Origin of the sequence: Ancylobacter sp. FA202, assembly GCF_000380205.1 — a bacterium.
In the GTDB taxonomy this organism is placed as follows: domain Bacteria; phylum Pseudomonadota; class Alphaproteobacteria; order Rhizobiales; family Xanthobacteraceae; genus Ancylobacter.
This window is the reverse complement of the sequence record NZ_KB904818.1, coordinates 3237603-3262455: the sequence shown is the minus strand read 5'-3', so window position 1 is coordinate 3262455 and position 24853 is coordinate 3237603. Positions and strand designations below refer to the sequence as shown.

Sequence of the window (24853 nt, the reverse complement as noted above, 5' to 3'; positions counted from 1 at the left end):
GCTGAATCCTTGAAAATAAAAGGAAAAACTCCTATATTGCGATCGTCATACGTGCCTGCGCAGGCACGCGCAAAACGGCGTCTCGCCTTGCGACCACCGCCAGCAGGATGATGGTCTTCACGAGGGCGCCCGCAGCCACGAAATAACCGCGCGATTGCGGTATAAACCTCCGTCACGTCAAACGAATCGAAGAGCTTCATCCATGTCCGAACCCGACAACGCACCGACCCCCACGCCGAACGGGGATGACTATGGCGCGCAGTCGATCCAGGTGCTTCGCGGCCTCGATGCCGTGCGCAAGCGCCCGGGCATGTATATCGGCGACACGGATGATGGCTCCGGCCTGCACCACATGGTCTATGAGGTCGTCGACAACGCCATCGACGAAGCGCTCGCCGGCTATGCCGACGAGGTGACGGTGACGCTCAATGCCGAAGGCTCGGTAACTGTGACCGATAATGGTCGCGGCATTCCCACCGACATCCACGACGAAGAGGGTGTCTCGGCGGCCGAGGTCATCATGACCCAGTTGCACGCGGGCGGTAAGTTCAACCAGAACTCCTACAAGGTCTCGGGCGGCCTGCACGGCGTGGGCGTCTCGGTGGTGAACGCGCTGTCGACCACGCTCGACCTGACCATCTGGCGCAACGGGCAGGAGCACCATATGCGCTTCCGCCATGGCGACGCCGAGGCGCCGTTGGCCGTGAAGGGCCCGGCCCCCGCAGGCAAGCGCGGCACCATGGTCACCTTCGTGCCGAGCCCGAACACCTTCACCCATATCGAATTCGACTATGCGACGCTGGAGCACCGTCTGCGCGAACTCGCTTTCCTGAATTCGGGCGTGCGTATCGTGTTGACTGATGCGCGCCATCCCGAGATCAAGCGCGAGGAGATGATGTATGAGGGCGGCGTCGACGCCTTCGTGCAGTATCTCGACCGCTCCAAGCAGGCGCTGCTGCCGAAGCCGATCGTCATCCGCGCCGAGCGCGATGGCATCCTTGTAGAATGCGCGCTTTCGTGGAACGACAGCTATCATGAGAACGTACTGTGCTTCACCAACAACATCCCACAGCGCGACCGTGGCACCCACTTCACTGGCTTTGCTGCGGCGTTGACCCGGCAGATCATCGGCTATTCCGAGCGCTCGGGTATCGCCAAGAAGGAGAAAGTCGACCCGACCGGCGAGGATTGCCGCGAGGGGCTGACCGCTGTTCTTTCGGTGAAGGTGCCCGATCCGAAATTCTCCTCCCAGACCAAGGACAAGCTGGTTTCCTCCGAGGTTCGCCCGGTGGTCGAGGCGCTGGTCAATGATGCGCTCGGCAGCTGGCTGGAGGAACACCCCGGGGAAAGCAAGGCTCTGGTAACGAAGGTGGTCGAGGCGGCCGCCGCGCGCGAAGCGGCGCGCAAGGCGCGCGAACTCACCCGCCGCAAGAACCCGCTGGATGTCGCCTCGCTTCCCGGCAAGCTCGCCGACTGTCAGGAGCGCGACCCCGCAAAGTCCGAACTGTTCATCGTCGAGGGCGATTCGGCCGGCGGCTCCGCCAAGATGGGCCGCAACCGCGCCTTCCAGGCGATCCTGCCGCTGCGCGGCAAGATCCTGAACGTCGAGCGTGCCCGCTTCGACAAGATGCTCTCCTCGGAGCAGATCGGCACGCTGATCACGGCACTGGGCACCGGCATCGGTCGCGATGACTTTAATGTTGGCAAGCTGCGCTACCACAAGATCATCATCATGACGGACGCCGACGTGGACGGTTCCCACATCCGCACCCTTCTTCTGACTTTCTTCTTTCGCCAGATGCCGGAACTTCTGGAGCGCGGCCACATCTACATTGCCCAGCCGCCACTCTATAAGGTTACGCGCGGCAAATCGGAGCAGTACCTGAAGGACGAGCGCTCCTTGGAGGACTACCTGATTACTCAGGGCCTCGACGAGGCGTCGCTGCTGCTCAAGACAGGCGAAGTGCGCGGCGGCGCCGATCTTCACCACGTGCTGGAGAGCGCCCGCTCCTTCCGCCATGTGATGAACGGGCTACACCCGCGCTATAACCGCGCCGTGGTTGAACAGGCGGCGATCGCCGGCGCTCTCTCGCCAGGGCTCCTGATCGAGGAAGAGAGGACCGCAGACATCGCCAACGTCGTCGCCCGTCGCCTCGATCTCATCGCCGATGACACCGAGCGCGGCTGGGTCGGCGAAGGAGACGGTGCCGGCTTCCGCTTCACCCGCACCGTGCGCGGCGTGAAGGAAGTCGCGGCTCTGGATGCTACCTTCGTGGGCTCCGCTGAGGCGCGCCGGCTTGACAGCCTCGCTGCCGACCTTCAGGAGGTCCACGCCGATCTTTCCATCCTGCGCCGCAAGGGCGTGGAAACTCAGGTTTTCGGCCCGATGGACCTGTTCGATGCCGTCACCGATGCGGGTCGCAAGGGCATCGCGCTCCAGCGCTACAAGGGCCTCGGCGAAATGAACGCCGAACAGCTTTGGGAAACGACGCTTGATGTCGATGCCCGCTCGCTGCTGCAGGTGAAGGTGAAGGAGGTCGCGGATGCCGACGACCTGTTCAACCGCCTGATGGGCGATGTGGTCGAACCCCGCCGCGAGTTCATCCAAGACAACGCCCTGCGCGCCAGCGTCGACGTGTGATGTTCGATGGATATGCGCCGGCGCTTGACAGCGCTGGCGCGGAAGTGAACGAGCAGCCACTCGCCCCTGCGCACGAGCGCACCATAGTTTGAAGCGACTTCCGTAACGACAGGAGCCGCTTCAATGCGTTTTATGCATCACCGAACCAGCCGTCGTGCGCTAGCAGGTGCGGGCCTTGTGGGTGGCTTTGCCGCCCTTCTTGCCGTGTCCGCTCCCGCTCTCTCCCATCACGGCTGGAGCTGGGCGGCGAGCGAGCAGATGACCCTGGAAGGGACAATCAAGACCATCTCCATGGCACCGCCGCATCCTTCTCTGCAGGTGACAGCGCAGGATGGCACGCTTTGGCAGGTCGATCTCGGCAATCCCCGCCAGACCGCCAATTCCGGTTTCACCGGCGCCACAACCAAACCGGGCGATGCCATCACTGTGCTCGGCAATCGCAACCGCGACGAAGCCAAGGCTCACATGAAGGCGGTACGCATCACCATCGCCGGCAAGAATTACGATATGTATCCGGAGCGGATCGGCGGCAACTGAACGGCCATGGAGGAACTTTCGAGCCTTCTCGCCGCGCTTGGTGGCTGGCCCGGCGCCCATTGGCTGCGGGCGTCTTGGATCGCCTATCTGCTGGTGAACGCCGTTCACATCCTGGGTTTGGCGTTGTTGCTCGGATCCATCCTCGTGCTGGATCTGCGGCTGCTCTGCGGTCTGCGGCAGGTGCCGCTGGCGGTCATCGCCCCGCTGCATACGCGCGTAGCTGCGATCGGTGTCGGGATCGCGGTGCTGACCGGCCTATGGCTGTTCACGGTGCGGCCGGTCGAATATGCGGAGAACCCCGCTTTCCTCGTCAAGCTGGCCTTGCTGGCGGCGGCGCTGGCGAATGTCGGGATCCAGCACGCCAATCCGGCCTATTGTCGTGCTCTGGCCGGCGAACCATCAACGGGTGGGGTGCGTGCCTCGGCGGCTGCGTCCGCCTTCCTTTGGCTGGCGATTCTCGTCGCAGGACGGTGGATCGGCTTTGCCTGAGTGCCGGGGATGAACGGGCCAGCCCACTCGCCTTCGCTCACGGCCAGCTTTAGACTGACGGCCTCCTGTCGCGCCCGAGTTCAAGATCATGACCTCCCTTCCCTCCCCCGCCCCGCGCACCGGCGCCCGACTTCTTGTCGATGCCCTTCTGGCCAATGGGATCTCCCGCGCTTTTGGGGTGCCGGGCGAGAGCTATCTCGACGTGCTGGACGCGCTGTCCGACAGTAATGTTGACTTCGTCATCTGCCGACAGGAGAGCGGCGCGGCGATGATGGCGGAGGCCTGCGGCAAGTTCACCGGGCGGCCGGGCATCTGCTTCGTGACCCGCGGGCCGGGCGCGACCAATGCGAGCGCGGGAATCCACATCGCGCAACAAGATTCCACGCCGATGATCCTGTTCGTCGGGCAGATCTCGCGCGCCATGCGCGGGCGCGAGGCTTTCCAGGAGGTGGACTATCGCGCCGTGTTCGGGCCGCTCGCCAAATGGGCGGTGGAAATCGACGAGGCGGCCCGCATACCCGAGATCGTTTCCCGCGCCTTCCGGGTTGCCATGCAGGGCCGGCCGGGGCCGGTTGTCATCGCCCTGCCCGAAGATGTGCTGAGCGAAATGGCGGCCGTGCCGGACGCCCCCGCCGTGGAACCGGCCGAAACCTGGCCCGGCCTGTCCGACATGATGCGCCTCCAGCGCCTGCTCTGGGCCGCCAAACGGCCCGTGATGATCCTCGGCGGCGCTCGGTGGAATGAGCGGGCAATCGCCTCGGTTGAGCGCTTCGCCGAGCGGTTCGACCTGCCGGTGGCGGTGAGCTTCCGGCGGCAGATGCTGTTCCCAGCCGATCACGCCTGCTTCGCGGGCGATATCGGCTTTTCCGCCAACCCAAAGCTGCTCGCACGGCTGAAGGCGGCCGACCTCGTGATCCTCGCCGGCGGGCGCTTCGGTGAGGTACCCTCGCAGGGCTACAGCCTGTTCGGGATTCCTGATCCCGGAGTGCCACTTGTGCATGTCCATGCCGATCCGGAAGAACTGGGGCGGGTCTATCAGCCCACGCTGGCCATCAACGCCTCCTCCGGTGCTTTCGCCGCGGCGCTGGAGGGCGTGCAGCCTCCCAATGAGTTGCCTTGGGGTGACTGGCGGGCGCAGGCGCGGGCGGATTATCTCGCCTGGACCGACGAGCCGCCGGCCAATCCCGGCGCGGTGCAGATGGCGAGCCTGGTGCGCTATCTCCGCGCCCTGCCCAAGGAGACCATCATCTGCAACGGCGCCGGCAATTTCGCCATCTGGGTGCACCGTTTCCATCGTTTTCGCGCCTATGGGACGCAGTTGGCGCCGACCTCCGGCTCGATGGGCTACGGCCTGCCGGCGGCAGTCGCGGCCAAGATTTCACAGCCCGACACACCCGTGGTGGCCGTGTGCGGCGATGGCGACTTCCTGATGACGGGGCAGGAATTCGCCACGGCTGTTCAATATGGGGCGCCCATCGTTGCCGTCGTGGTCGACAACGGCATGTACGGCACCATCCGCATGCATCAGGAGCGCGAATATCCCACCCGCGTGTTCGGCACCACGCTGAGGAACCCGGATTTTGCCGCCTATGCCCGCGCCTTTGGCGGCTTCGGCGTGACGGTGGAGACCGATGAGGCCTTCGTGCCGGCGCTTGATGCAGCCTTTGCCTCGGGCCTGCCCGCTATCGTGCACGTAAAGCTCGACCCCGAGGCGATCACGCCGACCACATCCCTCACCGCGTTGCGAGCTAAGTCGCTGGCAGAACGGTCAGGCCACTAACGGTTCGTGCGGTTTCTGAGCCACCACACGGACCGGAGCCTGGGCTAGGCGCCGGGCGAGCCGTCGTTCCTGCACCAGCGGCCACCAGTCGAACAGGAATATTTCCATCGGCCGCCAGTTCGCCACCCAGCCGAGAATGATGAGGCCTTCCATAACAACGCCGGCGAGGCGTGAATCGGGGAAGAAGTTGACCAGCGACTGACCGATGAGAAGGCAAAGGCCGAGCACGATCAGGCCGATGACCAACGCCTTGCGCCCCTGCGCGAACAGCCCCGTCAATTCGTGGCTGCGCTGTTCCGCCTGATGCTCGAAATGCTGCCGGAAAACCGCCGGCAGACTCTGCGCGAGGGAACCCTCCGCTTCTTTGGCGGGCAGGTGGATGGTGATGGCCAGTGCGACATCGCGCGGCACGTCGAGGGCGTGCTCGCGCACATATTCGTCCACCTCCCCGTCCAGGCCGCGCTCGCGAAAGGGAAATGGGTCGAGCATGTCGAGCAGTTGCTGCGGGTCATCGACCCGGAGGTCGATCTGTCCCTTGCGCCTCTTCGGCATGTCGCCCACTCCCCCGCCTCGTCGTCAGACTGCGCCCTGGGCCAGTTCGCCAGCCAACGCCCGGGCAATCAAAGCACGGGTCTCAGGGATGCCATAGGCAGCGACGAAGCCGCCGAAGCGCGGGCCTTCTTTTTCGCCGAGCAGCAGTTCATAGAGTGCGCTGAACCAGGCGAAGGTCACGCCCGGCCCGCCGCTCGGGCTCTTGCGCTTGTGGTCCTGGTAGCGGGGCTCGGCGCGGCCGACATCGAGCACGGCGTTCTGGATCGCGTCGCGGTCCGTGCCGTCGAGGGGGGCAAGCGCTGCGTCGAGACGCGCCAGCGCCTGCGCCTCCACTTCGTCCGGCAGCCGGTAGCTGCGGCGCGGCTTCACCCGATCGATGAAGTAGCGCACCGCATAGCCGGCAAGCTGGTCGACGGTGGGGTGCGTCTGCGGCGAGGTGCCCGGTGCGTAGCGCTCAATGAAGCGCCACAGCACGGCCTTGTCCTCGGCGTTGGAGGCCGAGGCGAGCTTCAACATCAGGCCGAAGCCCAGCGGAAGTTCCTCTACCGGCGGGTTTCCGGAATGGATGTGCCACACCGGATTGCCGAGCCGGTTCTTCCAGTCCTGCGTAGGGTAGCGCGCCAGGAATCCGAAATACTCGTCCACCGCCTTCGGGATGACATCAAAATGCAGCTTCTTGGCCGAGCGCGGCGACTGGAACATGTAGAGCGCCAGGCTCTCCGGGCTGGCATAGGTCAGCCACTCGTCGATGGTCAGGCCGTTGCCCTTGGACTTCGAGATCTTCTGACCGTTCTCATCGAGGAACAGCTCATAGACGAAATGCTCGGGCGCCGTTCCACCGAGGATTTCGCTGATCCGGTCATAGATCGGCGCGTTGGTCTGGTGGTCCTTGCCGAACATCTCGAAATCGACGTCGAGCGCCGCCCAGCGGGCGCCGAAATCCGGCTTCCACTGCAGCTTCACATGGCCGCCGGTGACGGGAACGGTCTTGTCGACACCGTCCTCATCCGTAAAGGTCACGGTGCCGGCCTTGGCATCCACGCCCTTGAGCGGGACATAGAGCACACGGCCTGAGACCGGCGAGATCGGCAGGAAGGGCGAATAGGTCGCCTGCCGTTCCTCGCCCAGCGTGGGCAGCATCACTTCCATGATGGCGTCGTATTTCTCCGCCGCCTTCAGCAGCACCGCGTCGAGCTTGCCGGAAAAATAATAGTCAGTCGCGCTGGCGAACTCGTAGTCGAAGCCGAACGTGTCGAGGAAGCGCCGCAGCATCGCATTATTGTGGTCGCCGAAGCTGGCAAATCCACCGCCGAAAGGATTGGGCACCTTGGTGAGCGGCATTTGCAGGTAAGGCTTCAGCGCCGCCGGATCCGGCACGTTTTCCGGAATCTTGCGCATGCCGTCCATGTCGTCGGAGAAGCACAGCAGCCGTGTCGGGATCTTGCCGTCGGTGAGAACATGGAAGGCATGGCGCACCATGGTCGTGCGCGCCACCTCGCCGAACGTGCCGATATGGGGAAGGCCCGAGGGACCGTAGCCCGTCTCGAAGAGGACCTCGTCTTTCGGTTTCCGCTTGAGACGCTCGACGATCTTGCGGGCTTCCTCGAACGGCCAGGCGCCGGCGGATTCCGCCAGGGTGCGCAGTTCGACTGCAAAATCCTCGACCGGAGCGGTCGCCGTCATGATCTGCCCTCCTGGGCTTGGCTGCACTGAAACGTCAAAGGCGGCTGCGCCGCCTCCGGGGGGAATGCTCTAGGTAGTGCGGGGGCCCGCGTCAATAAACGCTGATCGGAAACCAGCGCAGATAGAGGTCGGTATAGACCCCCTCCTCCCAGAGCTGGGCGAGCGCGTAGTTGAGCGACTGGCGCAGCGCATCATTGCCGCGCTTGACCGCAATGCCCATGCCCTCGCCGAAATAGAGGCTCTCGGTGAAGGGACCGCCGACGAAGACACAGCACCCGGCCGAGGCCGTGCCATTGAGCCATAGTGCGAGCTGAACGCCATCGCCAAAGATAAGGTCGACATCGCCCTTCTGGAGGGCGGCCCGTGCCGCTTCTGCATCGGGAAAGTGCCGGATGGCAATCTCGTTGAAGAAATCGCGCAGATACGCCTCATGCGCGGTGTCGGCGACCACGCCGACCGATTTCGAGGCCAGCGCGTCCGGCGTGACCTTCAGCGCCGGATCGCCCTTTCGACCGACGAACCGAGCGGGCGAGCGGAAATAGCGATCGGAGAAATCCGTGCGCTCTCGGCTCGCAGCGGAGATGGCGATGCCAGCAATTGCGGCATCGGCCTTGCCGCTCTCCAGCGCCTCGACCAATTGGTCGAAGGGCAGGATTTCCAATGTGCAACGAATGGCGAGTTCCGTGCAGATGGACCGGGCCACATCCACATTGAATCCGGTCGGCCGACCGTCTTCACCTCGGAAACTGAAGGGCGGGTAGTCCTCGGTGGCGACGAAGCGGATCTGAACCGGCAGGCGCGTCACGTCCGGCCGCTCCGGCCGCCGCTTGGGGTCCCAGAAGCCGGGGACCATCACCGTCCCGGCACTGCTGGTCGATGATGGTGCCGGCACAGCTGCCGTTTGAGCCCATGCCGAATTCAACGGCAGCGCCAGTGCGGCGGCGCAGGCAAAGGCCGTCAGCGAACAGGGCTTAACTACCGGACTAAAATACCGCACACTCGCCTCGCGCTGGGTTTGGCAGCTGCCGCGCCACCGCGATGTTCTACCGTCTTGGTGTCCACTAGGCGAGGGGGCTGCCGCATGACACACATGGTGCGCGGGCGCTTTTCCGGCCCGCCTGAGGCGCTGCACGCGGGTGACATCCCCGTCGAGGCTTCCGGCATAGCACACCGGCTGGCCCCTTCCGTTCTGCATCATGCGCTGCGCCGGGCAAGCCGGATCGGAGTAGGCCTCGACGAGACGCTGCTCGCCGCCGGTTATGTCTCGCCCGACGACCTTGCCCAGGCGGCGGCGCGCGAGCTTGGCGTTCGCTTTGAGCCGCTCGACACCGCCTTTTTCGCCGAGCTTGGACGAGTAAGCGCCAAGGACGTCGTCGCCATGCTGCGCAGCGGCGTGATGCGAACTCAAGACGGGCGGCTCGTCGCCGCCGCCCGCGGGCTGCGGCTGCGCCGTCTAGCCACGACACTCGACGAGCGGCCGGAGCTGCGCGGCCGGATGAGCCTGACCACACCCGAGCGGCTGGCAAACTTCGTGCGTGTGCACTTTGCGCGGCAGCTTGGCTGGCGCGCCGCCTTCCAGTTGCGAGATTGCCAGCCCAAAATGTCGGCAGGAACGCTGACCGCATCCCGCTCTCTCTTCGGCTTTGCCGCCTTTGCCCTAGCAGCCCTTTTCCTGACGACGACGACAACCTCCTTCTTCGGCGCGTGGGTCCTGCCTGGACTGGTGGCTCTCATGCTCGTCGGCAGCGCGACGTTGAAACTCGCCGCCTGCACGATCGCGCCGCAGTTCCCACCTCGCCCCGCCCGCGACGACGGGTCGCTACCCAATTACAGCCTGATCGTCCCGCTCTATCGCGAGGCACGGGTGGTGCCGCAGTTGGTCGATGCCCTGGACGCTCTCGATTACCCCCGGGAGAAACTGCAGGTGCTCCTGGTCATCGAAGCCGATGACGCATCGACGGCGACCGCAGTGGCCCTTCACGCCCGTCGGCCGGGCTTCGAGGTAATCGTCGCGCCCGGTGTCGGACCACGCACCAAGCCGAAGGCGCTGAATGCCGCCCTTCCTTTTGCCCGCGGCTCTGTGGTCGGCGTCTATGATGCCGAGGATGTGCCCGATCCGCTGCAGTTGCGGCAGGTCTGCACCGCTCTCAGAGCTAGGGGGAACGAGCGCATCGGCTGCGTGCAGGCGCGCCTCGTCATCGACAATCTTGCCGATGGCTGGATTCCCCGACAGTTCGCCGCCGAATATGCCGGCTATTTCGACGTCGTCTTGCCCATGCTTGGCCGCTGCCGGCTGCCACTGCCTCTCGGCGGAACATCGAACCATTTCCGGCGCGCCGCCCTTGATGCCGTCAGCGGCTGGGATCCCTTCAACGTCACTGAGGATGCCGATCTTGGCGTCCGCCTCGCCCGAGCGGGATGGGGAACCGAAATCATAGCCTCGGCAACGGACGAGGAAGCACCGCGTCGGCTCGGTTCTTGGATGCGCCAACGCACGCGCTGGTACAAAGGATGGATGCAGACCCTGCTAGTGCATGCGCGCCAGCCGCTGCTTATGACCCGTACCGCTGGATGGCCGGGAACGCTGACTCTACTTTTCCTGCTCGGCAGCGGTACGGCGGCCGCGCTGCTCCATCCGGTACTGGTGGTTTCCCTGCTGCTGAATGTGATGAGGGAGCCGGCCAAGAACCCCTCCGTTATGGCGGCCATGCTCGACGCCATCTGGTTCTGCGTACTGCTCGCGGGGCTGCTGGGCGTGGTGCTGTCCACCCTGATGGGCATGCGCCGACGAGGCATCCCGGGCATCGCCCGCGTTGCGGCGCTGATGCCACTCTACTGGCTGATGATGTCGGCCGCCGCCTGGCGCGCCCTGATCGAGCTGGTGGTAGCTCCCTCACGCTGGGAAAAGACCGAACACGGGCTGGCGCGCACCTCGCGCAGGCGGCAGCGGTTGCGGCCAGCCGTGAGGGTCAGAGGTAGCGGCGCAGTTCGGCCGCGGCCTCCTCTGGGGGCCGCTTTAGGTTGAATGGGGCGACGAACCGCCCATCTTTGTCCATGAGATAAACGATGGCCGTGTGGTCCATCGTGTAGTCGTCACCTTGGGTCGGCACCTTCTTGGCATAGGCGCGATAAGCCCGCGTGACGGCGGCGATCTGCTCCGGTGTGCCGCTTAGCCCCTGTATGCTCGGGTGAAAGCTCCCGAGATAGGCCTTTAGCACCTCTGGCGTGTCCCGCTCGGGGTCGACGGTGATGAACAGTCCGGTTGCCTTGCGGGCATCGGGGCCCAATGCCTCGAAGAGTTGCGACATCTCATAGAGCGCCGTGGGGCAGATGTCGGGGCAGTGGGTGAAGCCGAAAAACACGAGGGTTGGACTGCCTGCGTAGGTTTCCTGCGTCACCACCTGCCCGTCTTGGGCAACAAGCTGGTAGGGGCCACCGATCGTCACCTGGTTCGACACGGTGCCCGGTCCGGGCGGGAGCAGCGCAAGAGCGCTGGCGACGATGACGACGGCACCGACGACGAAGGCAGCGAGGAGCAGCAGAACACGACGGTTGGACATGGCACCACAGCAAGGCTCGGCGAGGCCGCATCGGACGCCGCCACGGACAAATCACAGGCTCACAAGCAATAGGCCAGCCCGGCCGTCAGCATGTCGAAGAAAACGGTCGCACCGTGACGCGCCCACAGGCCGATCGCCGCACAGATGACAAGGAGCGCGGCGATGCCCGCCCCCCAATTCCAGAAGCTCCCACGCGAAGATGCCACTTTCGCCATCGATCCCGCCATTGGTTTCTCCCTCGCTTCAGCGTAGCACGAATGGCGCAGGTGAGAGCCTTTCGCGCAACGCCTGGCCGGTCAACACCTCAGTATCCGCGGCGCGGATCCACCTCGTGCAGCGGCGGCATGCCCTGACGCACGCGGCGAATGCTCTCCGCCACATCGCGCGCGGCCAGGGCCGGCACCGTGATGCTCGCGACATGCGGGGTAATCAGCACATTGTCGAGCGCCCAGAGCGCGTGATCCTTGGGCAGCGGCTCGGTCTCGAACACGTCGAGCGTCGCCTCGGCGAGCTGGCCGGATCGCAGCGCCTCGACCAGCGCCGCCTCATCCACCAGCGCCCCGCGCGACACATTCACCAGCTTGGCGCCTTTCTGCATGAGGGCCAGTTCAGTGGCGCCAAGCAAATGATGGGTGTCCGGCGTCAGCGGAACCAGGCAGACGACAATCTCGCTCTCTGAGAGCACGCGCTCCAGCCCATCGCGGCCAGTGAGCGCAGTGACACCAGGAATATCCTTCGGGCTCCGCGACCATCCCGTGGCCGAGAAGCCCATTGCCGCCAATGCCTTCGCCGATGCGGCGCCGAGCTCGCCCAGCCCCAGCACACCAACTTTGATCTCGAACAGCGGGCGGGGATGGACATAGTCCCACTCCCCCTGCCGCTTGGCGCGCTCGAAAACCGGGATGTCGCGGGCGTAGCGGGTGACGGCAAAGATGACATAGCTCGCCATCATAGCCTCCATGCCGGGATCGTTGAGGCGAGCGAACTTCACCGGCACGAGGTCGTCGCGCTTCATCAGCGCATCCACGCCGGCACCGAGATTCACCACGAGCTGCAGATTGGGAAAGAGCGCGAAGAAACCAGCCGGCGGGACCCAGGTCAGTGCGTAGCGAATGTGAGCGGGGTCACCGATGTCAGGAGCGATCCGCACGTCGAGATCGGGAAGCTCAGCGGTGAGCGCCGCCCGCCATTCCTGCGCATTGTCCACCGCACTGTAAAAGACCAGGGCCTCCCCGCTCACGCACCTTCTCCCATTTTCCCGCCCGCCGACTCGCCAGGCGGAACTATCCTAACGGGTTGGGACGACACCAAGAAAGCGGGCTCAGCCCCGCCTCCCGTCGGAAGAGGCGCCAGCGATCGAGACCACGGCGACCACCGGCAGAAAAACGGCGCGTCAGGCGATCTCGGGCAAGCGGTCGAGATGCTTGTCAAGCGTGATGGGGTAGTCACGCACGCGCGCGCCGGTAGCGTTGTAAATCGCGTTGGCCACTGCCGCACCGACGCCGCATATGCCAAGCTCCCCCACGCCCTTGGCCTTCAGCGGCGTCGACATCGGGTCGGTCTCATCGAGGAAGACCACCTCCTGGTGGGGAATGTCAGCGTGCACTGGCACCTCATAGCCGGCAAGGTCGTGATTAACGAAGAAGCCACGTTTCGTATCCACCGCCAGTTCCTCCATCAGCGCCGCGCCGGCCCCCATGGTCATGGCGCCGATCACCTGGCTGCGAGCTGATTTCGGATTAAGAATACGCCCGGCGGCACAGACGGCGAGCATGCGGCGGATGCGGCTCTCCCCCGTCGCGCTATCCACCGCCACCTCGACAAAATGGCCGGCGAAGGTGGACTGCTGCATCTTCTCGGCAATGTCGCCATATTCCATGCTGTCCTCGGCGACGAGATCGCCTTCGGCCGCCGCAGCCCGAAGCTTGGCGGAGCGATTACCGACCCGAACTTCACCATCGACGAACTCCGCATCCGCCGAATTGAAGCTCATCTTGCGCGCTACCTCCTCGCGCAGCTTCATGCAGGCGGCGTAGACACCGGCAGTGGAACTGGCCGCGCCCCACTGGCCGCCCGAGCCGGCAGAGACGGGAAAGCTGGAATCGCCAAGCACCACCTGCACCTGATCCATGGGCACGCCCATCATCTCGGCAGCGGTCTGGGCGATGATGGTGTAGCTGCCAGTGCCGATATCGGTCATGTCGGTCTCGACAGTCACGATTCCCCGGCTATCCAACCGCACACGCGCACCGGATTTTGCCAGCAGGTTGTTGCGGAAGCCTGCAGCCATGCCCAGGCCGATCAGCCAGCGGCCGTCGCGGATCTGGCCCGGGCGGGCGTTGCGTCGATCCCATCCGAAACGCTCCGCCCCGAGGCGCAGGCATTGCGCGAAGGGCCGCGCCGAAAAAGGCCGTTCGGGATGCTCCGGGTCAACCTGGGTGTCGTTACGGATGCGGAACTCGACCGGATCGATACCAAGTTTTTCCGCCATCTCGTCCATGGCGATCTCCAGCGCCATCAGGCCCGGCGCCTCGCCCGGCGCGCGCATGGCGTTGCCCTCGGGCAGGTCGAGCACGGCGAGGCGCATGGAGGTCATGCGGTTGGCACCGGCATAGAGCAGGCGGGTCTGACCGACCGCCGTTTCCGGCCCGCCGCCCTCCAGATCGCCGGACCAGCTCTCGTGGCCGATGGCGCTGATCGTGCCGTCGCGTTCAGCGCCGAGGCGGATGCGCTGGATAGTGGCCGGGCGATGGGTGGTATTATTGGCGATCAGTGGGCGCTGCAGCGCGACCTTGACGGGACGGCCCGCCGCCCGGGCGCCAAGCGCAGCCAGCACCACATCGGCGCGCAGGAACAGCTTCGAGCCGAAGCCGCCGCCGATATAGGGGGAAATGAGGCGAACCTTTTCCGGCGGCAGGCCCAGCGTGGTGGCAAGCTCGCCTGTCGACCAGGCAACCATCTGGTTGGAGGTCCAGACGGTCAACCGGTCCCCCTCCCAGCGGGCAAGCGTTGCGTGTGGCTCCATCATCGCGTGGGACTGGTCCGGCGTCGTATATGTCTCGTCCAGCCGCACGGCAGCCTGCGCGTAGGCGCGGGGAAAATCGCCGATATGGGTGTCGATCGGCCCGGTTAGGTCGGTGGGCTCGGGCGCAGTGGCGGCGCCCTTTGCTGTGTAAAGATCGAAGCTGCCGGGCTCGGCCTTATAGTCGATACGCACGAGGTGAGCCGCGGCGCGGGCCTGCTCGAAGCTCTCCGCTACCACGAGAGCGACCGCCTGATGGTAGTGCTGGATAGCGGGCCCGCCAAGCAAATGGGCGGTGTTGTAATTACCCTTCGTGAGCGCGCCGGCATTCTGGGCCGTGACGACAGCCAGCACGCCAGGCGCGCGTTCCGCCGCCGACAGGTCCATCGCGGTGATGCGGCCCTTGGCGATAGTGGCGCCGATCACATGGCCATAGGCGGGATCGGCGACGATATCGTGCCGCTCATAGGCATAGGGCGCCGTCCCGGTGGTCTTGAGTGGGCCGTCGATGCGGTCGAGCGGCCGGCCGATCACTTTCAGTCGGTCGATCGGATTGGCGGCGGCGGGGGAATCGAATTTCATGGCTCAGCCCCTTGCCTCGACGAGGATCGACGCGAGCGTGCGCTCGACGAGCGTGATCTTGAAGGCGTTCTCACGCGTGGGTCGCGCGCCCGCCAGCAACGGCCCGACGACGGCGTTCGCCCCGCGCGGCATTTCTCTTTCGGCCGCCTCGACACGCCACGGCTTGTGGGCAACACCACCGAGCGCGACGCGGCCCGATCCGTCCGGCTGCAGGACGGCACCGACAGAGACCAACGCGAAGGCGTAGGACGCGCGGTCGCGCACCTTGCGATAGATTTGGCGCCCACCGAGAGGCTTCGGCAAGACAACGGCTGTGATCAGCTCTCCCGGCTCCAGCGCGGTCTCGACATGCGGGGTATCGCCGGGAAGACGATGGAATTCGGCGATGGGAAAGGCGCGGGCGGAACCATCCGCCTGCACCGTCTCGACCGTCGCGTCCAGCGCCCGCAAGGCTACCGCCATGTCGCTGGGATGGGTAGCAATGCAGGCCTCGCTGGCTCCAATGATCGCCAGCTGGCGGGTAAAGCCGCCGATGGCAGCACAGCCACTTCCGGGCTTGCGCTTGTTGCAGGGTTGGGCCGTATCATAGAAATAGGGGCAGCGTGTGCGCTGGAGCAGGTTTCCGGCAGTGGTGGCCTTGTTTCGCAATTGCCCCGAGGCACCGGTGAGCAGGGCGCGGGCCAGCAGCTCATAGTCCCGCCGCACCCGTTGATCCGCTGCCAGATCGGTATTGCTGACGAGCGCCCCGATGCGCAGGCCGCCCTGCTCCGTGGCCTCGATAGTGTCGAGCCCCAGCTCATTGACGTCGATCAGATGGGGCGGCGTTTCGATTTGCAGCTTCATCAGGTCCAGCAGGTTCGTGCCACCGGCGATGAACCGGGCCCCCTGCGTGCGCGCAGCCGCCGCAGCCGCCGCAGCCGGAGTAGCGGCGCGCTCATAGGTAAAGGGCCTCATGCGGGGCTCCTCGAAACGTCTGAAATGGCGTCGATGATGTTGGAGTAGGCTCCGCAGCGGCAGATATTGCCGCTCATGCGCTCCCGCAGCTCATCGACTGAGGCTTCGGGCGCGACGGTGAGATCGCCAGTGACATGGCTTGGAATCCCAGCCTCGATCTCGTTGAGGACCGCCACCGCCGAGCAGATCTGACCCGGCGTGCAATACCCGCATTGATAGCCGTCATGCGCAACGAAAGCGGCTTGCATCGGGTGCAGATCGCAGGGCTGCCCGAGCCCCTCGATCGTGGTGATGGCGTCGCCCTCATGCATGACGGCCAGCGTCAGGCAAGAGTTGATGCGCAGGCCATCGACCATCACGGTGCAAGCCCCGCACTGGCCGTGATCGCAGCCTTTCTTTGTGCCGGTCAAGTGGAGATGCTCGCGCAGCGCCTCGAGCAGCGTGGTGCGTGTGTCGACGTGCAGTTCCCTGACCGTACCGTTGACGGTGAAGCTGACGGCCATCTGCGTCGCCTCCGCCGCGATAGCCTCATTCGCCGGCGAGATCTCGCGCGCGCCTTCGGCTTGCGCGCTGCGCCCAGCGGTGGTTGCGGCGACGGTGACAGCCCCGGCCGCGAGCAAATCGCGTCGTGACAGTCCGGTTTCGGGAGTTCGCTGCATGGGTGATCCGTGTTTGGGTATCCAAATTGCTGCGAGAGAAGGCCGCATGTCCCATGCTCACCGGACATATTCCGGTCTGCTCCGGTGCGATCACTCCCTCGGGGCGCGTCCCCGCCTTGGTCAGGGAGGCAATGCCAGCCCGATCGATGAGTTCCCGACGCCACCGCGACAAGCCGACCGCCTTGCGGCATCGGTTCAGCGAAGTTTCTGGAATCACTCCAAAATTTAGCTCGACATCCGACATCTTCACGATCGCTTGTGGACGTGACGGAGGCGACGGGTGGAGCGGAACGGGTAAGGAGCGAGCGCCGTGGTCGCGAGCGGCTGCCGACATCAGTGGCGGGCGCTGGAGCGGGCGAAGGGAATCGAACCCTCGTATGCAGCTTGGGAAGCCCAAGCACGGCGTGAGCTACTAACACCCACGTTCCCCATTGCTACCCGAGGAGGGATAGCATGGGAAGTCTGCTCAGGGACTGGCACGGGGGGCTCGTTATGATGCCGGCCACCCGCTCACGCGCGTTCTGCGGGTTCGAACGCCTGATCGTTGGCGGCGACATGACGTCGATCGACCTCGCCATGAAGTCGGTATGGCAGGCTCATGGAAAAGGTGCCCTATCGGACACTGAAGCGCAGGCATTGTCGGACCTTGCGCAAAGTCGCCGCACTCGACGGTCGCCGCATGCACCCGATTCCGTCGGCGCTGCACTGATCAAACGCTTCCAGCCTCGCAGGCTGCAGCGCTCGCCTGACCGAGAGGCCTCTCTGCGCCGTCGGCGAGAACTCGCCAGCATGTCACCTATGCCACGCCATCTGGCGAACCACTTCACGGAGGGCCAGCGCTCGGCCCTGGCGGTCATCGCGGGCGAGGTAAAGCATCACGGCCGGTGCGACCTCCCGCTCGACAAGATCGCGGCACTCGCCGGCGTGTGCCGCACCACGGCCCGCAATGCGATCAATGAGGCGAAGCGGCTGGGGCTGGTGCGTGTGATCTCCCGGCCGCGCCCAGGCCAGAAGAACCTCACCAACGTCGTCGAGATCGTCTCGCCGGAATGGCGCACCTGGCTGAAGCGAGGGCCGACGGCTCACCGGCCGACAGGGTGCAAAACGCTTTCCGCGTCCAAAATTCTGCGCCCCACGATGAGCACAGAAAGAAAGATTGCCTTCGAAAGAAGAGCAGAGGGAGGGCCGTTCGCACCGGCTAAGGATCATCTGAACCCAGCGAGGACATGCAATGACCGGGACCGCTGAACTCCTGAAGCGCGGGCGGGGGCGGCGCCGTGCCGAAACGACCGTAACGGCTCTGCCACCTGCTTATCGACCCATCTTCACCCATGGCCAGAATGTCGTTCTGGAGGCGTTGGTGAAGAAACTGCCGCGCATCCGCCGCGCCGTGGTGTCCCGGCGCGACCTGATGGTGCTGACAGGCCTCAGCCGACATGTCGTCGAGGATGCCTTGCGGCTGGCAAGGCAGATCGGCTTGACGCGCGAGTGGCAGCACAAGCCGGGCGAAGAGGCGAACACCATCGAGATCATCTCGCCGGAATGGCTGGCGTGGATCGAGGAGCGCATGCCCCAGCCTGCGCAAAAACGCGCGAGTTTGCGCAAGTAGCCGGCTGGTGCCGTCCGCGCCGCGAGGCTCATAAAATGGGGATGGAAAACACGCTCCCCATAATCCGGCACGGTGCCCTCCTCACCGGGGGGGTGGTCGACGACTTGCCCCAACGGGGCCGGGACCGTCTGGGGTGCCTCGCGCGTGATAGAGCCGAAATAGGCTTTTTGATCAGTTGTTTAGATTGAAATCGAGGGTTTTCTGCAGTGTTCGCGACGGTCAAAAACTGGTTCGGCATGACGACCAAGAGCCTGGCGGCGCCGGATGCGGATCTGCAGGCGATCTTCGGCGCGTTGCCGTCCGGCTTGTCGGTCGGCGCGGCACAGGCGCTGACCGTGCCGGCGGTGGCCTCGGCGATCCGCTTGCTGTCGGAGGCGGCGGCCTGTCTCGACCTGAAGATCATGCGCCGCGTCGGCGGTGCCGAGGTTGATGCCTCCGACCATCCCGTCGCGGCGCTCCTCGCGGCCCGCCCGAACGACTGGACCTGCAGCTTTGAGTTCGTGCGGGACATGATCGCGGCGGCGCTGGTGAGCGACAAGGGCGCTCTCGCCCTGGCGAACAAGGTCGACGGGCGGGTGATCGAGCTGGTGCGCTATGAGCCGGCGCACTTCACGGTCGACTACTCCGGCGATGGCCGGCTGGAGCCGAGCTTCCGTATCAACAATGTGCCGGTGTCGGCGGACGACGTGGTGCATCTGCGCTCGCCCTTCGCGCGGTGCCCGCTCTCGCTGGCTGCGGATGCGATCGGCGTGGCGAAGACGATGGAGCAGCACGCTGGCCGGCTGTTCCGTGACGGTGCCCGCCCGTCCGGCGTGCTGTCGCTTAAGGATCGTACCTCGCCGGAGGCTCTGAAGCGCATCCGGGAGGCCTGGCAGTTCGCCCATGGTGGCGGCAAGTCCGGCGGCACCGCCATCGTTGAAGGCGGGGCGGAGTATACGCAGCTCACCCTGGCGTCGACCGATGCGCAGTTTCTGGAGCTGCGCACATTCCAGATCGTCGAGATCTCCCGCGCCTTCCGTGTTCCGCCCTCGATGCTCTACGAGCTGGATCGCGCCACCTGGTCGAACTCCGAGCAGATGGGCAAGGAGTTCCTGACCTATTCGCTGGAGCCGTGGCTGCGCGCCTTTGAGGGCGCCCTGCGCCGGGCGCTGTTCACGGCGGAGGAGCGGCGCGAGTACCGCGTGGCCTTCGACCGCGACGACCTCACCCGCGCCAGCCTCACCGAGCGCGCCACTGCCATCGCCTCGCTGATCTCCTCGCGGGTGCTCAACCCGAATGAGGGCCGCGACTGGATCGACCTGCCGCCGCGCCCCGGCGGCGAGGAATACGCCAATCCCAATACCGGCTCCAGCCAGCCCGGCGGCGCCCCTGCCGAGGTCGCCGCCTGATGGAGCACGCTTTCATCGAGACCAAGATCCTCGCCGACGATGCCGGCCTTATCTCCGGCCTTGCGTGGAAGTTCGGCGCGCCCGATCGCCTCGGCGACATGATCGAGCCGGGCGCCTTCAAGGGCCTCAAGCTTCCGCTGCCGATGCTGTTCGGCCACAACCTGAACGATCCCGTTGGCGTGTGGACCGAAGCGCAGGAGACCGGCGCCGGCCTCGCCCTCAAAGGTCACATGCTGATCGACGATATGCCGCGCGCCCGCGAGGTCCGCGCCCTGGTGAAGGCCGGCGCGGTCGGTGGCCTCTCCATCGGCTTCATCACCCGCAAGGCCGTGGCGCGCACCGGTGGCGGCCGCACCATCACGGCGCTCGATCTTTTCGAGGTGTCGCTCGTCACGGCGCCCATGCACCCCGGCGCGCGGATCACTGGCGCCAAGTCTGCGGCGGACGCCTTCCGGCTCGCCGAATCCCTCCGCCGCGCTGAAGCGGCCATCAAAGGAAGCTGACCGATGAAGCACACCTGCATGCACACGCTGGCGCCCGGCGCGATCGTCCTGAAGGGCGAGAACGACGATCCGAATGAGATCGTCACCAAGGCGCTCGGCGATCTCACCAAGACCGTCACCGATGGCCAGAAGGCACTCGGCGAGCGCATCGCCGCGCTGGAGACCAAGGGCGGCAAACCGGACGACAAGAAGGACGACCCAGCGGCGAAGCTGGTGGAGCGCCTGGACAAGATCGAGGCGAAGATCAACCGCCCCGGCGGCAGCGCGGAGACCAAGGGCGAAACCAGCATCGAGCAGAAGGCGTTCGGCGCCTATCTCCGCCATGGCGACCGCGCCCCCGATGCCGAGCTGAAGGTGCTGACTGTCTCCAGCGACACGCAGGGCGGTTATCTCGCGCCGACCGAGATGTCGGCCGAGTTCATCCGCGACATTACCGAGTTCTCGCCGATCCGCACGCTCGCCACCGTGCGCGCCACGGTCGCCCCGGCGGTCAGCTACCCCAAGCGCACCGGCATCACGAATGCCAAGTGGAAGGGCGAGACGCAGGCGCAGGAGGGTAGCGAGCCCGCCTTCGGTCAGGTTGAGATCCCGATCCGCGAGGTGAACACCTATGTGGACGTGTCCAACCAGCTGCTCGCCGACAGCGGCGGCACCGCCGAGGCGGAGATCAATCTCGCCCTCGCCGAGGACTTCGGCCAGAAGGAAGGCCTCGCCTTCGTCTCCGGCAATGGCATCCTCGAGCCGGAAGGCCTGCTGACCGGAGCCGGCATCGCCGAGACGCTGAACGGCCATGCGACGAACCTCTCGGCCGACCAGCTGATCGCCCTGATGTACGCGCTGCCGGCGTCCTACCGCTCGCGCGGTTCCTGGCTGATGAATGGCGGCACCCTCGCCAAGCTGCGCACCATGAAGGACGGTCAGGGCAACTATCTCTGGCAGCCGAGCTATCAGGCCGGCCAGCCGGAGATGATCCTCGGCCGCCCGGTGGTGGAAGCGATCGACATGCCCGACGTGGCGGCGAGCGCCTATCCCGTCCTGTTCGGCGACTTCGCGACCGCTTACCGGATCGTCGACCGCTTGGCGCTGTCCATCCTCGTCAACCCGTACCTGCGCGCCACCGAGGGCATCACCCGCATTCATGCCACCCGCCGCACCGGCGCCGGCGTCGTGCAGGCCCGCGCGCTCCGCAAGCTCAAGATGGCGGCCTGACGGTCGCCAATCCCTTTCACGCGCTCCCCGGAGGAACATCCCATGCGCGACATCATCTCGAATATCGCCGTCGTCGAGGCCGTCCCGCCGGCCGCTTATGCGGCGGACAACACCCCGGCGGCCATCGACCGCAAGGGGTTCGATTCCGCCATGCTGGCGATCCATGTCGGCGTCGGCGGCATCACTTTCAGCGGCGCGAACAAGATCGAGTTCAAGCTGACGCACAGCGATGACGATGCGACCTATGCCGCCGTCACCATCGACGACGTGCAGGGCGTCGCCAGTGTCGGCGCCGGCGGCATCGTCCGCTCGCTTATCGCCGCCCACGCTGCGCCCACGATCACCCGCGTCGGTTATGTCGGCAACAAGCGGTACCTGAAGTTGCTGGCGGACTTCTCCGGCACGCACGGCACCGCCACGCCGCTTTCCGCCACCGTCATCCAGGGCCACGCCCGCGACCGTCCGGTGGCGTGAATCCTTGGGCGCCGTTCTCTGAGGGCATGTAGCGGCCTGCCCAACAACGGAAACCCCGCCTCTCCGGCGCCCGGCTCGCAGGAGCTTCAGATGGGAGGCAAGGCGGGGAAGGTCGCGAGCACCAACCGGGCATCAGTGCCGGCCAAGGGCTCGCGGGCGGGCGCAGCGAGAGGCTGCGTCCGCCCACTCTCAGGAGAGCCAAAATGCTTATCGTGATTACGCCTGCCGCCGGCCGCGATCTTACTACGCTTCCGGCAGTGACCGCTGAGCTCGGCATGGAGATCGGCGCTCAGCATGAGGCATATCTTCGCTCCCTCATCACCCACATAAGCCGGGCGATCGAGAGCTGGTGCGGGCGCAGCCTTGCCTGCGAGGGCGTGCGCGAGACGTTCCATCTGACGACACCGTCCGCTGCGCTGATCCTGGCGCGCTTCCCAATCGCGGTGATTGTCTCAGTCACCACAGAGGCCGGCGCGCTGGAGCCTTCACTGTATGAGGTCGATCCCGGCGCCGGCACGCTCTACCGCCTCACCACGTCCGGCGCCCGGTTCGCCTGGTCGCCTGGTCGCGTCGTGGTCGATTATAGCGCCGGGTTTATTCTGCCGGATGCCGAGGGGCGTGGCCTTCCCGAAGACATCGAGCGCGCGGCCATCCTCGCGGTGCGCAACGCCTTCCTGACGCGCGGCCGGGACCAGACGGTGCGCAGCGAGGATGTCGAGGGTATCGCCTCATCCACCTATGGCCTGCCTTCGGCGCTTCCCGCCGACGTCACCGACCTCCTGGCGCCGTACCGGCTGCCGGGCTTCGCGTGAGGTGTTTATGCCGGTTCGCGCACCACGTATCTGCGGCTGCGGCCATCGTGTCGCCTCCAGCGAGCGCTGCCCCTGCGAGGCCAAGCGCAAGGCTCAATACGACCAGCGCCGGCCGTCCGCGCGGGAGCGTGGCTATGACACCGAATACCAGCGCCTCGCCTCCGCGTTTCTTAAAGAGCACCGGCGCTGCACTTGTGGCCAGCCGGCCGTTCTCGTGCGCCACAAGATCAGCATCCGCCTGCGGCCGGATCTGCGCATGTCGCAATCGAACTGGCTGCCGGGCTGCAGGGCCTGCAATGCGAAGGACGTCCAGCGGGAGCAGCGGACGAAGACCGGGGCGGTGTCGCCGCCATGGGAGAGGTAATCTTCATGCGCGGTGCCAAGCCCTTCGCCATCGCTCCCGGCTCCTCACCGGTGCGTGAGCCGCTCGATCCCCCGGACTGGCTCTCGGAAGACGCGCGGGCCGAGTGGAACCGCGTGGCGCCGATCCTGATCGAGGAACGCCGCACCCTTACCGTGACCGACATCGCGACGCTGGTGAACTATTGCGTTGCGGTAGGCCGGGCGGCCGAGGCGGAACGGATCATCAACGCCGAAGGCATGATCTACCAGAGCAAGACCGGGCCGAAAAAGCACCCGGCCGTCGCAATCTCCTCCGATGCCCAGACACAGGCTCGCTTGCTCGCTGGCGAGCTGGGGCTGACGCCGGTCAGTCGCTCTCGGCCGGCGGCGCGTGGTGGTGAGGGGAATTCCGGCCAGTCCAGCCTGTTCGACGTGGACTTCTGACCATGGCGCGCTCGACTTATCCTGAATGGATCTTCGACGGCAGCGAAATCCCCGACCCGATGAGGTACGGGGCGCGCGCGGTGCGCTGGCTGGCCATGCTGCGCCATCCCAAGAGCACCTTGCCGGGGCGGCCGTTCAAGCTGGACCCGTGGCAAGAGCGTATCGTGCGCCGGATCTACGGGCCGCGCCATGAAGACGGCACGCGCATCGTCAAGACCGTCGTGCTGCTGCTTCCGCGCGGCAACCGCAAGACCGCGCTCGCGGCCGCGCTGGCGTTGCTGCACACGATCGGGCCGGAGCGGGTGCCGGGCGGCGAGGTGATCTCGGCGGCTGCTGACCGCAAGCAGGCGAGGCTCGCCTTTGCGGAGGCGCTGGGCATTGTCCGCACGGTGCCGGCTGCGGCTTCAAACACGCGCGTCGTCGACTATCGCAACCGCCTCACCTTCCCGCGTGACGGCTCGTTCTATGAGGCGATCTCGGCCGATGCAGGCACCCAGCACGGACGGACGCCGGCCTTTGTGCTCGCCGACGAGCTGCATGCCTGGCCAAAGCGCGAGCTATGGGACGTGTTGCGCTCCGGCCTCGTGAAACAGAAGGGTTCGCTCCTCGTCGTCGCCACCACGGCGGGCCGAGGCCAGGAGAACGTCGCTTGGGATATCGTAGACGATGCCCGCCGCGTGGCGCGCGGAGAGGTCGACGATCCCTCGATCCTGCCGATCATGTTCGAGGCGGACCGGGATTGCGATTGGACCGACGAGGCCGTCTGGCACCGGGTGAACCCCGGCCTCGCCTATGGCTACCCGGACCTTGAAGGCCTTCGCCAACTCGCCCGCGAGGGACAGCGCCGGATCGGCGACCGCGAGGCCTTCCGCCAGCTCAACCTCAATATCTGGCTCGATCACTCCGCCGACCCGTTCGTCGACATGGACGTGTACGACGCCGGAGTCGAGCCGGTGGACCTCGATGCGCTGGAGGGCTTGCCCTGCTGGCTTGGTGTCGACCTCTCCAGCAATCACGACCTCACCGCCGTCGTCGCCGCCTGGCGCAACGAGGCCGGCGGCTACATCGTCCATCCCTGGTTCTTCTGTCCGGAAGACAATCTGCGCGCCCGCGCCGACCGCGACGGCGTGCCCTATCCGACCTGGGCCGAGCAGGGCTTCATTATCGCGACGCCCGGCAACGTCGTCGACTTCCGCACCGTGGAAGACACGATCCGCGACCTGTGCGCTCGCTTCAACGTGCAGGAGATCGCCTTCGATCCGCACCTCGCGCGCAACGTCATGAACAACCTGCTCGACGATGGCCTGCCGGCCGTGGAGATGCGGCAGGGCTGGGTGACGATGGCGCCGGCCGTCAAGGAATTGGAGCGCGCCGTTGTCGGCCGCCAGATGGCCCATGGTGGCCACCCGGTGCTGCGCTGGTGCTTCGATAACATAGCCGTCCACACCGACAGCGCCGGCAACCGCATGTTCCACAAGGGTAAGAGCCGCGACCGGATCGACGGCGCCGTGGCATGCGCCATGGCCATTGCCCGAGCGAGCGCAGAGGGCGGGGCGAGCATCTACGAAAGCGACGAGTGGTCGCCCGAACTCATGGTGATGTAGATGGCGTCC

Annotated in this window: 24 protein-coding genes; 15 read left to right on the top strand and 9 right to left on the bottom strand. The window is 65.8% G+C overall.

Annotated elements, in window-relative coordinates:
* Window positions 1-202: 202 nt before the first annotated feature.
* The 4 genes from gyrB to A3M1_RS0114800 all read left to right on the top strand — a co-directional run bounded on the left by gyrB (window position 203) and on the right by A3M1_RS0114800 (window position 5447).
* Window positions 203-2641, top strand: coding sequence for a DNA topoisomerase (ATP-hydrolyzing) subunit B (gyrB, locus tag A3M1_RS0114815; RefSeq protein WP_018389767.1), 2439 nt, complete (start codon window positions 203-205; stop codon window positions 2639-2641).
* 132 nt (window positions 2642-2773) lie between these two features.
* Window positions 2774-3178, top strand: coding sequence for a DUF6152 family protein (locus tag A3M1_RS25105; RefSeq protein ID WP_026221329.1), 405 nt, complete (start codon window positions 2774-2776; stop codon window positions 3176-3178).
* A gap of 6 nt (window positions 3179-3184) precedes the next feature.
* Window positions 3185-3667, top strand: coding sequence for a DUF6644 family protein (locus A3M1_RS0114805; protein ID WP_018389765.1), 483 nt, complete (start codon window positions 3185-3187; stop codon window positions 3665-3667).
* 88 nt (window positions 3668-3755) lie between these two features.
* Window positions 3756-5447 carry a thiamine pyrophosphate-binding protein gene (locus A3M1_RS0114800; RefSeq protein WP_018389764.1) on the top strand — a complete coding sequence of 564 codons (1692 nt, stop codon included), beginning with the start codon at window positions 3756-3758 and terminating at the stop codon, window positions 5445-5447.
* Here the strand turns inward: A3M1_RS0114800 and A3M1_RS0114795 are convergent.
* The 3 genes from A3M1_RS0114795 to A3M1_RS0114785 all read right to left on the bottom strand — a co-directional run bounded on the left by A3M1_RS0114795 (window position 5436) and on the right by A3M1_RS0114785 (window position 8535).
* The gene (locus tag A3M1_RS0114795) at window positions 5436-5999 is read right to left on the bottom strand and encodes a hypothetical protein (protein WP_018389763.1); all 564 of its coding nucleotides are present in this window, start codon (window positions 5997-5999) and stop codon (window positions 5436-5438) included. The two genes, A3M1_RS0114800 and A3M1_RS0114795, sit on opposite strands and share 12 nt — an antisense overlap.
* 24 nt (window positions 6000-6023) lie before the next feature.
* On the bottom strand, window positions 6024-7682 hold the full coding sequence (locus A3M1_RS0114790) for a lysine--tRNA ligase (protein WP_018389762.1): 1659 nt from the start codon (window positions 7680-7682) through the stop codon (window positions 6024-6026).
* Window positions 7683-7773: 91 nt separating this feature from the next.
* A complete protein-coding gene (locus A3M1_RS0114785) occupies window positions 7774-8535 on the bottom strand; it encodes a transporter substrate-binding domain-containing protein (protein WP_018389761.1) in 762 nt (253 codons plus the stop codon).
* Between the two features lie 228 nt (window positions 8536-8763).
* Here A3M1_RS0114785 and A3M1_RS0114780 point away from each other — a divergent pair, with 228 nt between their 5' ends.
* Window positions 8764-10707 (top strand): glycosyltransferase, encoded by a 1944-nt coding sequence (locus A3M1_RS0114780; RefSeq protein WP_018389760.1) that lies wholly within the window; start codon window positions 8764-8766, stop codon window positions 10705-10707.
* Here the strand turns inward: A3M1_RS0114780 and A3M1_RS0114775 are convergent.
* The 6 genes from A3M1_RS0114775 to paoA all read right to left on the bottom strand — a co-directional run bounded on the left by A3M1_RS0114775 (window position 10652) and on the right by paoA (window position 16459).
* Window positions 10652-11242 carry an SCO family protein gene (locus A3M1_RS0114775; RefSeq protein ID WP_018389759.1) on the bottom strand — a complete coding sequence of 197 codons (591 nt, stop codon included), beginning with the start codon at window positions 11240-11242 and terminating at the stop codon, window positions 10652-10654. The two genes, A3M1_RS0114780 and A3M1_RS0114775, sit on opposite strands and share 56 nt — an antisense overlap.
* 59 nt (window positions 11243-11301) lie before the next feature.
* A complete protein-coding gene (locus tag A3M1_RS26730; protein WP_018389758.1) occupies window positions 11302-11469 on the bottom strand; it encodes a hypothetical protein in 168 nt (55 codons plus the stop codon).
* A gap of 77 nt (window positions 11470-11546) precedes the next feature.
* Window positions 11547-12482 (bottom strand): glyoxylate/hydroxypyruvate reductase A, encoded by a 936-nt coding sequence (locus A3M1_RS0114765; RefSeq protein ID WP_018389757.1) that lies wholly within the window; start codon window positions 12480-12482, stop codon window positions 11547-11549.
* A 153-nt stretch (window positions 12483-12635) separates the two neighbouring features.
* Complete coding sequence (gene paoC / locus A3M1_RS0114760) at window positions 12636-14846, bottom strand: aldehyde oxidoreductase molybdenum-binding subunit PaoC (protein ID WP_018389756.1); 2211 nt, start codon at window positions 14844-14846, stop codon at window positions 12636-12638.
* A gap of 3 nt (window positions 14847-14849) precedes the next feature.
* The gene (locus A3M1_RS0114755; protein WP_018389755.1) at window positions 14850-15800 is read right to left on the bottom strand and encodes a xanthine dehydrogenase family protein subunit M; all 951 of its coding nucleotides are present in this window, start codon (window positions 15798-15800) and stop codon (window positions 14850-14852) included.
* A complete protein-coding gene (gene paoA, locus A3M1_RS0114750; protein ID WP_026221328.1) occupies window positions 15797-16459 on the bottom strand; it encodes an aldehyde dehydrogenase iron-sulfur subunit PaoA in 663 nt (220 codons plus the stop codon). The genes A3M1_RS0114755 and paoA overlap by 4 nt, the downstream gene beginning before the upstream one ends.
* Before the next feature lie 453 nt (window positions 16460-16912).
* On the opposite strand from paoA, the gene A3M1_RS26910 reads away from it, so the two are divergent.
* From A3M1_RS26910 to A3M1_RS0114700, 10 genes are all read left to right on the top strand, one after another.
* On the top strand, window positions 16913-17707 hold the full coding sequence (locus tag A3M1_RS26910) for a hypothetical protein (RefSeq protein ID WP_245261686.1): 795 nt from the start codon (window positions 16913-16915) through the stop codon (window positions 17705-17707).
* Window positions 17691-18068, top strand: coding sequence for a hypothetical protein (locus tag A3M1_RS0114740; protein WP_018389752.1), 378 nt, complete (start codon window positions 17691-17693; stop codon window positions 18066-18068). The genes A3M1_RS26910 and A3M1_RS0114740 overlap by 17 nt, the downstream gene beginning before the upstream one ends.
* Window positions 18069-18304: 236 nt before the next feature.
* Window positions 18305-19456, top strand: a complete 1152-nt coding sequence (locus A3M1_RS0114735; RefSeq protein WP_245261685.1) for a phage portal protein — start codon at window positions 18305-18307, stop codon at window positions 19454-19456.
* The gene (locus tag A3M1_RS0114730) at window positions 19456-19959 is read left to right on the top strand and encodes an HK97 family phage prohead protease (protein ID WP_018389750.1); all 504 of its coding nucleotides are present in this window, start codon (window positions 19456-19458) and stop codon (window positions 19957-19959) included. Before A3M1_RS0114735 ends, A3M1_RS0114730 begins: the two co-directional genes overlap by 1 nt.
* A 3-nt stretch (window positions 19960-19962) precedes the next feature.
* Window positions 19963-21168: a phage major capsid protein gene (locus A3M1_RS0114725; protein ID WP_018389749.1), complete on the top strand. Its 1206-nt coding sequence runs from the start codon at window positions 19963-19965 to the stop codon at window positions 21166-21168.
* Window positions 21169-21210: 42 nt separating this feature from the next.
* A complete protein-coding gene (locus A3M1_RS0114720; RefSeq protein ID WP_018389748.1) occupies window positions 21211-21642 on the top strand; it encodes a hypothetical protein in 432 nt (143 codons plus the stop codon).
* A 203-nt stretch (window positions 21643-21845) separates the two neighbouring features.
* A complete protein-coding gene (locus A3M1_RS0114715; protein ID WP_018389747.1) occupies window positions 21846-22454 on the top strand; it encodes a hypothetical protein in 609 nt (202 codons plus the stop codon).
* A 7-nt stretch (window positions 22455-22461) separates the two neighbouring features.
* Window positions 22462-22818, top strand: coding sequence for a hypothetical protein (locus A3M1_RS0114710; RefSeq protein ID WP_018389746.1), 357 nt, complete (start codon window positions 22462-22464; stop codon window positions 22816-22818).
* Window positions 22806-23240 carry a phage terminase small subunit P27 family gene (locus A3M1_RS0114705; protein WP_018964071.1) on the top strand — a complete coding sequence of 145 codons (435 nt, stop codon included), beginning with the start codon at window positions 22806-22808 and terminating at the stop codon, window positions 23238-23240. Before A3M1_RS0114710 ends, A3M1_RS0114705 begins: the two co-directional genes overlap by 13 nt.
* Before the next feature lie 2 nt (window positions 23241-23242).
* The gene (locus A3M1_RS0114700; RefSeq protein ID WP_018389744.1) at window positions 23243-24844 is read left to right on the top strand and encodes a terminase large subunit; all 1602 of its coding nucleotides are present in this window, start codon (window positions 23243-23245) and stop codon (window positions 24842-24844) included.
* Window positions 24845-24853 lie beyond the last annotated feature (9 nt).

Excerpts from the sequence above, each read along its gene's own strand:
- A3M1_RS25105 (WP_026221329.1), top strand. The coding sequence starts at position 2,774 with ATGCATCACCGAACCAGCCGTCGTGCGCTAGCAGGTGCGGGCCTTGTG.
- gyrB (WP_018389767.1), top strand. The coding sequence starts at position 203 with ATGTCCGAACCCGACAACGCACCGACCCCCACGCCGAACGGGGATGAC.
- A3M1_RS0114800 (WP_018389764.1), top strand. The coding sequence starts at position 3,756 with ATGACCTCCCTTCCCTCCCCCGCCCCGCGCACCGGCGCCCGACTTCTT.
- A3M1_RS0114795 (WP_018389763.1), bottom strand. The coding sequence starts at position 5,999 with ATGCCGAAGAGGCGCAAGGGACAGATCGACCTCCGGGTCGATGACCCG.
- paoA (WP_026221328.1), bottom strand. The coding sequence starts at position 16,459 with ATGCAGCGAACTCCCGAAACCGGACTGTCACGACGCGATTTGCTCGCG.
- A3M1_RS0114790 (WP_018389762.1), bottom strand. The coding sequence starts at position 7,682 with ATGACGGCGACCGCTCCGGTCGAGGATTTTGCAGTCGAACTGCGCACC.
- A3M1_RS0114755 (WP_018389755.1), bottom strand. The coding sequence starts at position 15,800 with ATGAGGCCCTTTACCTATGAGCGCGCCGCTACTCCGGCTGCGGCGGCT.
- A3M1_RS26910 (WP_245261686.1), top strand. The coding sequence starts at position 16,913 with ATGGGAAGTCTGCTCAGGGACTGGCACGGGGGGCTCGTTATGATGCCG.
- A3M1_RS0114730 (WP_018389750.1), top strand. The coding sequence starts at position 19,456 with ATGGAGCACGCTTTCATCGAGACCAAGATCCTCGCCGACGATGCCGGC.
- A3M1_RS0114805 (WP_018389765.1), top strand. The coding sequence starts at position 3,185 with ATGGAGGAACTTTCGAGCCTTCTCGCCGCGCTTGGTGGCTGGCCCGGC.
- A3M1_RS0114735 (WP_245261685.1), top strand. The coding sequence starts at position 18,305 with ATGACGACCAAGAGCCTGGCGGCGCCGGATGCGGATCTGCAGGCGATC.
- A3M1_RS0114715 (WP_018389747.1), top strand. The coding sequence starts at position 21,846 with ATGCTTATCGTGATTACGCCTGCCGCCGGCCGCGATCTTACTACGCTT.
- A3M1_RS0114785 (WP_018389761.1), bottom strand. The coding sequence starts at position 8,535 with ATGGTCCCCGGCTTCTGGGACCCCAAGCGGCGGCCGGAGCGGCCGGAC.
- A3M1_RS0114775 (WP_018389759.1), bottom strand. The coding sequence starts at position 11,242 with ATGTCCAACCGTCGTGTTCTGCTGCTCCTCGCTGCCTTCGTCGTCGGT.
- A3M1_RS0114720 (WP_018389748.1), top strand. The coding sequence starts at position 21,211 with ATGCGCGACATCATCTCGAATATCGCCGTCGTCGAGGCCGTCCCGCCG.
- A3M1_RS0114710 (WP_018389746.1), top strand. The coding sequence starts at position 22,462 with ATGCCGGTTCGCGCACCACGTATCTGCGGCTGCGGCCATCGTGTCGCC.
- A3M1_RS0114740 (WP_018389752.1), top strand. The coding sequence starts at position 17,691 with ATGACCGGGACCGCTGAACTCCTGAAGCGCGGGCGGGGGCGGCGCCGT.
- A3M1_RS0114705 (WP_018964071.1), top strand. The coding sequence starts at position 22,806 with ATGGGAGAGGTAATCTTCATGCGCGGTGCCAAGCCCTTCGCCATCGCT.
- A3M1_RS0114780 (WP_018389760.1), top strand. The coding sequence starts at position 8,764 with ATGACACACATGGTGCGCGGGCGCTTTTCCGGCCCGCCTGAGGCGCTG.
- A3M1_RS26730 (WP_018389758.1), bottom strand. The coding sequence starts at position 11,469 with ATGGCGGGATCGATGGCGAAAGTGGCATCTTCGCGTGGGAGCTTCTGG.
- A3M1_RS0114700 (WP_018389744.1), top strand. The coding sequence starts at position 23,243 with ATGGCGCGCTCGACTTATCCTGAATGGATCTTCGACGGCAGCGAAATC.
- A3M1_RS0114725 (WP_018389749.1), top strand. The coding sequence starts at position 19,963 with ATGAAGCACACCTGCATGCACACGCTGGCGCCCGGCGCGATCGTCCTG.
- paoC (WP_018389756.1), bottom strand. The coding sequence starts at position 14,846 with ATGAAATTCGATTCCCCCGCCGCCGCCAATCCGATCGACCGACTGAAA.